Below are 6,966 nucleotides of genomic sequence, written 5' to 3'. Positions count from 1 at the left end.
TACCACCAAACCCTTGATTACCAAACGCCCGATGAGGTGTACTACGGGCAACCCATATCTCTGGCAGCCTGAGCCAGGGAAACAACCGGATCATAGCTTAGGGACACCATCAGGTTGTCCAACTGAATGGGTCCATCTCAAAGTGCCATGTCTTTGCCAAACATTTCATACTGTTCCAGCGAGAGCAGGCTCTGTTTGGTCTGACGATAGTGTTTGTCGTTGCGGATGCCTTGCAGGATTTCCAGAAATATGAGGTCGCCGATAGCGACGGATCCTTGGACTATTGAGGCATCCAACAGGTCAGTCTGCGGGTTCTTGACTCCGTTGAAATAGTCGATCCAGACGCTGGTATCCACCAGTATCATCCGGCGCTCCGCATTTCATCCAGGTCGCCTTCCCACTTAATTTTGCCACGCAGCTTTCGAATTTCCTGCTGCTTGCTAAGCTGGACCAGAAGTTTCAGGCCTTGCTCAACGGCTTCTTTTTTGGTTTTGTAGCCGGAGGCTTTGAGGGCTTCGGCCATCAACTGATCGTCAATGACAATGTTCGTTCTCATGGTGCACCTATGTGTATGGTTTTCAATTTATATACACAATCTAGCACTTCAGGGAATACATAACAATCGGCTGCACAGCGACCGATTTTCCGCCGCTACACGGCTCCAAACCGGCGCGTGAGCCGGGCGTTACCCCTAGTCTGAATATTCGCTTCGCGAACGTCCGCATCCCCGGCAAGCCTCAACAAAAGCGAACACTCCCCCCGCTGCAATACCTGAGCCAATTTCCCACTGCTCTGAAAAACCTACGTCCAGTCTGTCTCGATATCAATGATTTGAGCCACACCCCAGATGTCGGCCATGAAATCGCAGATGCTGCTCGATAAAGCTCGAGATAAAGAAGTAGCTGTGGTCGTAGCCCTCCCGGAAATTGAGCTCCAGCGGGTAATTGCTGGTGCTGGCTGCGGCCTCAAGCGCCTCTGGCCGAAGTTGATCAGTCAGAAAGTTGTCCGCGTCCCCCTGGTCGACCAGTGCCGGTACGAACTGTGTTGCATCCCGCATCAGCAGGCTGGCGTCGTATTCGGCCCAACGCGAGCTGTCTTTGCCCAGGTAGGCAGTAAAGGCCTTTTTGCCCCATGGGCAGTTTACCGGGTTGCTGATCGGGCTGAAGGCCGACACGGACTGGTACCGCGCCGGGTTGCGCAGAGCCAGAACCAGGGCGCCATGACCACCCATTGAATGGCCCGCAATCGAGCGTTGATTCGTTACCGGGAAAACAGATTCGATCAGTGCAGGCAGCTCATTCAGAACATAGTCGTACATGCGGTAGTGGGGATGCCATGGGCTTTCGGTCGCGTTTACATAGAAGCCCGCCCCCTGGCCAAGATCGTAGCTTTCATCATCGGCAATGTCATCGCCGCGGGGGCTGGTGTCCGGTGCCACGATGGCCATGCCCAATTCCGCGGCCACACGATGGGCGCCGGCTTTCTGCATGAAGTTTTCGTCTGTGCAGGTGAGGCCGGAAAGCCAGTAAAGCACCGGCACTTTCTGTCCATTGGCAACCTGCGGTGGCAGGTAGACCGCAAAGCGCATGGTGCAGCCAAGGCTTTCAGACGGATGGCTGTACTGTTTGTGCCAGCCACCAAAACTTTTGTTACTGCTCAGGTTTTCAAGGGTCATTGGACACTCCGTTGCGGGGCGGCCCGCCGAAGTGGCGGGCCGCCCTCACCATCACTTATCGAAATGAATAACGCTGCGGATGCTCTTGCCTTCATGCATAAGCTCGAAGGCCTTGTTGATGTCATCAAGCCCCATGGTGTGGGTGATGAAATCATTAAGCTTGAATTCACCCTGCAGGTAACGCTCGACAATACCAGGCAGCTCGGAACGGCCTTTGACCCCTCCGAAGGCGGAGCCTTTCCAGACCCGACCGGTAACGAGCTGGAACGGACGGGTGGAAATTTCCTGGCCTGCCCCGGCAACGCCAATAATGACAGACTCGCCCCAGCCCTTGTGGCAGCATTCCAGTGCGGACCGCATGACATCGACGTTGCCGATGCATTCGAAGGAATAGTCCACGCCACCGTCGGTCAGTTCGACGATCACTTCCTGAATCGGCTTGTCGTAGTCCTTGGGATTGATGCAGTCGGTTGCGCCAAGCTGTCGTGCCAGGTCGAACTTGCTGTCATTGATATCGATGCCGATGATTCGACTCGCCTTGGCCATGGTTGCACCAATAATCGCGGAGAGGCCGATGCCGCCGAGACCGAAAATAGCCACCGTAGCGCCTTCTTCTACCTTGGCGGTGTTCATGACCGCGCCCATGCCGGTGGTTACGCCGCAGCCCAGCAGGCACACCTCTTCCAGCGGGGCTTCCTTATTGACCTTCGCCAGCGAAATCTCCGGCAGAACGGTGTACTCGGAGAAGGTCGAGCAGCCCATGTAGTGATAGATGGGCTGGCCGTCCTTGTAGAAGCGGCTGGTGCCATCGGGCATCAGCCCCTTGCCCTGGGTTTCGCGGATTTTCCCGCACAGGTTGGTTTTGCCGGACAGGCAGAATTTGCACTCGCCACATTCGGGGGTATACAGGGGAATAACGTGATCGCCGACGGCAACACTGGTAACGCCTTCACCAATCGCCTCTACAATGCCGCCGCCTTCATGGCCAAGGATGGCTGGAAAGTTGCCCTCGGGATCCTCACCCGAGAGGGTAAACGCATCGGTGTGGCATACACCGGTTGCGATCACTTTTATCCTTACTTCCCCTGCTTTCGGGGGCATCACGTCCACCTCTTCAACCGACAGTGGCTGACCGGGGCCCCAGGCAATTGCTGCTTTTGATTTGATCATCTCAGCCATAATGTTCTCCATTGGTCATTCAGGAAGGGCGGCGCGCCCAAACGAAGGCCATATTGTATTTATGGCTCTCTGAGTGATAATCGCTGTTTTTATCAAATCACCTTTACGTATGTGTAATAATCGGCTGACGCAAAGCAAAAAGGGATAATCATGTATCGCTGGGAAGGGGTAAACGAGTTTGTGGCGGTTGCCGAAACCGAGAGTTTCACGCGTGCCGCGAAGCGACTGGACGTGTCGACAGCACAGGTCAGCCGTCAGGTCAGTGCCCTGGAGGCCCGCTTATCGACGCGGTTGTTCTACCGCACCACACGCCGGGTGTCGGTAACCGAGGCCGGACAGATCTTTTACCAGCACTGCCGGCAGGTACTTGATGCCCTGGAGCAGGCGGAACGCTCTATTACCAACATGCAGCTGGTCCCGCGAGGCAGGCTGAGGCTGACTGCGCCGGTGACCTATGGAGAGAAATCCATTGCGCCGCTGGTCAATGACTTCGTTTTGCGATACCCCGAACTCGATGTGGACATGAAGCTTACCAACCAGACACTGGATCTGGTCGCTGAGGGGTACGATCTTGCCGTGCGCATGGGAAAGCTGCAGGATTCGACCTTGATGGCCCGGCGTCTCGCATCCCGAACCCTATACGTGTGTGCCTCGCCCGATTATCTCGCCACGCACGGCACGCCTCACTCGTTGTCCGAACTGGCGAACCACAACTGCCTGCTGGGAAACCTGGATTACTGGCGCTTCCAGGAATTGGGCCAGCCGCGCAACGTGCGGGTAACGGGGAACATCCGCTGCGACAGTGGCAGGGCCCTGCTTGATGCCGCCCTCAAGGGCATTGGCATTGTTCAGCTTCCGGATTACTACGTTCAGAGCGCACTGGATTCCAGGCTGTTGATTCCGGTGCTGACCCGTTATCAGGAAGACGATGACGGTATCTGGGCGGTGTATCCCCATAACCGTCATCTGTCGCCGAAGATAAGGCTGCTGCTGGATTTTCTTTCGGAATCCCTGAAACCTGGCGGTTCTCCGCCGGACGCAGCAAACGCGGATTATTAAGCAATGAACCGATGGGATTGTGTATTCAAAGAACGGCGCTTTGCGACCGTAGCTCCCGTCTGTACCTCCTCAAGCCAGCCTGAATTGCCAAGGGTGTCAGCAGCACCGACCAAGCTGTCGGCCACACCTCAGCGCCAACGGCCGGCCAAACTGTGGGTTCAAGAACACTTTTGTTATACTCGCCGGATTCGACAATAAACCGGGTCATGGAATGGGCCGAACACGATGATGACCAAAAAGGATCTTCCCCTCCGTCAGTTGCTGAAGCTGCGCAATTCCTGGATCGCCTGGGTGGTATTCCTGGTGTCTGTGGTTGCGACGGTATTGCTTTGGCAGGTCTCCATCCGGCTGGTTGACGATCGCACCGAGGCCCGATTCCGCACTCAGTCCCTGCAGCTTAAGACCGCGATTGAAGAACGCCTGCTCAATTACGAACAGGTTCTTGCCGGCAGTGCCGGTCTGTTTGCTGTCACCGGTAAAGTCACACGCGATCAGTGGAAAGAGTACGTCGACAACGTCGATATCAATCGTTATTACCCCGGTATTGAGGGTATCGGCTACGTTGAGCGTATTGGTGTCCGCGAAATGGCCGATCACATTGCCTCGGTTCGGGCGGAGGGGCTATACAATTATCTGGTCAAGCCGCTGGGTACCGGGCCCTACTACTATCCTATGGTTTATCTGGAGCCGGGCACCGAGCGTAATCGCAAGGCGCTGGGTTATGACGCTTTCAGTGACCCCATCCACCGTACTGCCATGGAACAGGCCAGGGATGACGCTATCCCGACGGTCACCGGCAAGGTTGTGCTGGTGCAGGAGTCTGTCGCCGAGGATCAGGCCGGTTTTCTGATGTACTACCCGGTGTTCCAGGGCGGCGAGATTCCGGAGATCCGGGCCGAGCGCCGCATGATGCTGGCCGGGTACGTGTTCAGCGCCTTCCGGATGAACAACCTGATCGACGGTATTGTTGGCCTGATATCGCCGTTTCTGGATGTGCGCATCTACGATAGCGGGTTGGTGGCACGAGATACGCTGATGTATGGCTCCAATCTCGGATCGCTGGACAACGAATTTAGCTTTGAAATGAGCCAGACCATCAGACACGGTGGCCGGGAATGGTTGCTGCAGACCCGTTCTACACCAGCCTTTGATTATCTCGCCGCCGACCCACGCCCCCCCATTGTTCTCGGCTCTGGCCTGGCCATCAGTTTGCTGCTCTGGCTGTTCGTGCTGGCCCTGATTCGCTCCCGTCTGATTGCCCAGGTCAGCGCCGGCCGTTATCGCGCCATCACTGAGGGCGCAGCGAACGTCACCCTGGTCATGGATCGTCGTGGGCGCCCGCTCTATGCCAGCCCTTCCAGTCGTGACATCCTGGGGTTCGATCCGGACAAGGTGGAAGCCCTGGAATTCGAGAAGCTGGTGCACATGGATGACTGGTCGCACCTGCAAAGAGGTTTTGAGGAGTCCATGGCCTCACCGGGCAAACAGATGCCGGTGGTGCGTGCCCGGGTGCGCGATGCCGATGGCCAGTGGCGGGATATGGAAGGCACCTTCACCGCGATGCTCTCGGTGCCTGGCGTCAACGGTGTGGTTCTGAGCCTTCGCGATCTTACCCAGCTCAAGGCAGCTCAGTCCGAACTGCACCGGCTGGCGTTCTACGATCCGCTGACCGGGCTCGCCAACCGGCAGCTGTTCCGGGATCGGTTGAATCACGTGGTTCGTCGCAGTCGCCGAAGTGGCGAGGCGGCAGCCCTGATGTTCCTTGATCTGGACGGTTTCAAGCGGATCAACGATACCCTGGGGCATGATGCCGGTGACGAACTTCTGCGTCAGGTCGCGCAATGGCTGGAAGGCTGTGTCCGTGAGGAAGATTCCGTGGCCCGGCTCGGTGGCGACGAATTTGTGGTGTTGTTGTCCCGGATCAGCGGCTCTGAAGCCGCCGGCAAAGTGGCGGAAAACATTTTGCGGCGCCTGTGCCAGCGTATTCGACTGAACGACCATGAGGTAGGTGTGACCGTCAGCATCGGGATCACCATGATCCCTCACGACAGTGAGGATGCAGGCGCGCTGATGAAATATGCCGACCTGGCTATGTATCGCGCCAAGGAATTGGGGCGCAATACCTATCAATTCTTCACGCCGGCCATGAACATTCAGGCCGCCCGTCGCTTGCTGCAGCAGGAAGAGCTGGCCACGGCACTCGATGGCGACCGGTTTGTTCTGCACTACCAGCCAAAAGTGGATCTGGCCACTCAGCGGGTGATCGGTGTGGAGGCTTTCCTGCGCTGGCATCATCCGGAAAAAGGCCTGGTCTCGGCCCAGCAGTTCATCACTCTGGCGGAAGAAACCGGGTTGATTATCCGCCTGGGCGAGCTGGCGCTGCGGCAAGCCTGTATCCAGGTCCAGGCACTTGAACGGGCCGGGTTCGAGTCGCTGAAGATGGCGGTGAACTTCTCGGTGCGGCAGCTGACGGACTCCGGCTTCCTGGACATGATCCGGCGGGTAATTACCGAGACGGGAGTATCTCCCGAGCGGCTGGAGCTGGAAATGCCGGCGGAGTTGCTCAATGAAGATCCGAGAATGCTGCGGGAACTGCTGGTGTCGCTGAACGACCTGGGCGTGTGCCTGATTCTGGATGATTTCGGTACTGGCTCCTGCTCACTGGTGGCGCTGCAGCAGTTGCCGCTGGATGTGATCAAGATTGATCATCGCTTCATTCGCGACATTCCCTACAACGTCAGTGCCACCGATGTGGCGTCGGCGGTGATCGCCCTGGCTCACAAACTGCACCTGACGGTGGTGGCGGAAGGGGTGGAAACGCTGCAGCAGCTGACGTTCCTGAAATCCGCCGGTTGCGCCCAGTGCCAGGGCAATCTGTTCAGCTATCCGCTGGACGAAGATGCCCTGATCGGATTCCTGATCCGGCAGTACGAGAAGCCGCTTATTTCCTGAACATGGCAATGGCGGCCTGTAACCGGTAAAATCACGCCGTTCCCGGATCCCGGTAGCGGCCCCTCCGGGCTCAATCCTACGTCTTATATGAGTAATCATTG

General features: G+C 57.2%; 6 protein-coding genes. 2 read left to right on the top strand and 4 right to left on the bottom strand.

Features of this window, described 5'->3' with window-relative positions; all coding sequences use genetic code 11:
- Nucleotides 1-137: 137 nt before the first annotated feature.
- From JIF53_RS17995 to JIF53_RS17980, 4 genes are all read right to left on the bottom strand, one after another.
- Complete coding sequence (locus JIF53_RS17995) at nucleotides 138-356, bottom strand: hypothetical protein (protein ID WP_228285620.1); 219 nt, start codon at nucleotides 354-356, stop codon at nucleotides 138-140.
- Nucleotides 357-361: 5 nt separating this feature from the next.
- Nucleotides 362-556, bottom strand: coding sequence for a type II toxin-antitoxin system VapB family antitoxin (locus JIF53_RS17990; RefSeq protein WP_153741212.1), 195 nt, complete (start codon nucleotides 554-556; stop codon nucleotides 362-364).
- A 267-nt stretch (nucleotides 557-823) separates the two neighbouring features.
- Nucleotides 824-1,675: an S-formylglutathione hydrolase gene (fghA, locus tag JIF53_RS17985; RefSeq protein WP_153741213.1), complete on the bottom strand. Its 852-nt coding sequence runs from the start codon at nucleotides 1,673-1,675 to the stop codon at nucleotides 824-826.
- Nucleotides 1,676-1,726: 51 nt separating this feature from the next.
- Complete coding sequence (locus tag JIF53_RS17980; RefSeq protein WP_227548943.1) at nucleotides 1,727-2,845, bottom strand: S-(hydroxymethyl)glutathione dehydrogenase/class III alcohol dehydrogenase; 1,119 nt, start codon at nucleotides 2,843-2,845, stop codon at nucleotides 1,727-1,729.
- A 159-nt stretch (nucleotides 2,846-3,004) separates the two neighbouring features.
- Between JIF53_RS17980 and JIF53_RS17975 the strand changes: the two genes are divergently transcribed.
- Both JIF53_RS17975 and JIF53_RS17970 read left to right on the top strand, forming a co-directional pair.
- Nucleotides 3,005-3,913 (top strand): LysR substrate-binding domain-containing protein, encoded by a 909-nt coding sequence (locus tag JIF53_RS17975; protein WP_121208436.1) that lies wholly within the window; start codon nucleotides 3,005-3,007, stop codon nucleotides 3,911-3,913.
- 225 nt (nucleotides 3,914-4,138) lie between these two features.
- Nucleotides 4,139-6,865, top strand: a complete 2,727-nt coding sequence (locus JIF53_RS17970) for an EAL domain-containing protein (protein WP_153741215.1) — start codon at nucleotides 4,139-4,141, stop codon at nucleotides 6,863-6,865.
- The last annotated feature ends 101 nt before the right edge of the window (nucleotides 6,866-6,966 follow it).

The sequence above is a fragment of the Marinobacter sp. bablab_jr008 genome (assembly GCF_016464145.1).
Lineage (GTDB): Bacteria > Pseudomonadota > Gammaproteobacteria > Pseudomonadales > Oleiphilaceae > Marinobacter > Marinobacter nauticus.
The sequence above is the reverse complement of the archived record's forward strand: the minus strand, read 5'-3'. Positions and strand labels throughout refer to the sequence as shown.

Excerpts from the sequence above, each read along its gene's own strand:
- JIF53_RS17990 (WP_153741212.1), bottom strand. The coding sequence starts at position 556 with ATGAGAACGAACATTGTCATTGACGATCAGTTGATGGCCGAAGCCCTC.
- fghA (WP_153741213.1), bottom strand. The coding sequence starts at position 1,675 with ATGACCCTTGAAAACCTGAGCAGTAACAAAAGTTTTGGTGGCTGGCAC.
- JIF53_RS17980 (WP_227548943.1), bottom strand. The coding sequence starts at position 2,845 with ATGATCAAATCAAAAGCAGCAATTGCCTGGGGCCCCGGTCAGCCACTG.
- JIF53_RS17975 (WP_121208436.1), top strand. The coding sequence starts at position 3,005 with ATGTATCGCTGGGAAGGGGTAAACGAGTTTGTGGCGGTTGCCGAAACC.
- JIF53_RS17970 (WP_153741215.1), top strand. The coding sequence starts at position 4,139 with ATGATGACCAAAAAGGATCTTCCCCTCCGTCAGTTGCTGAAGCTGCGC.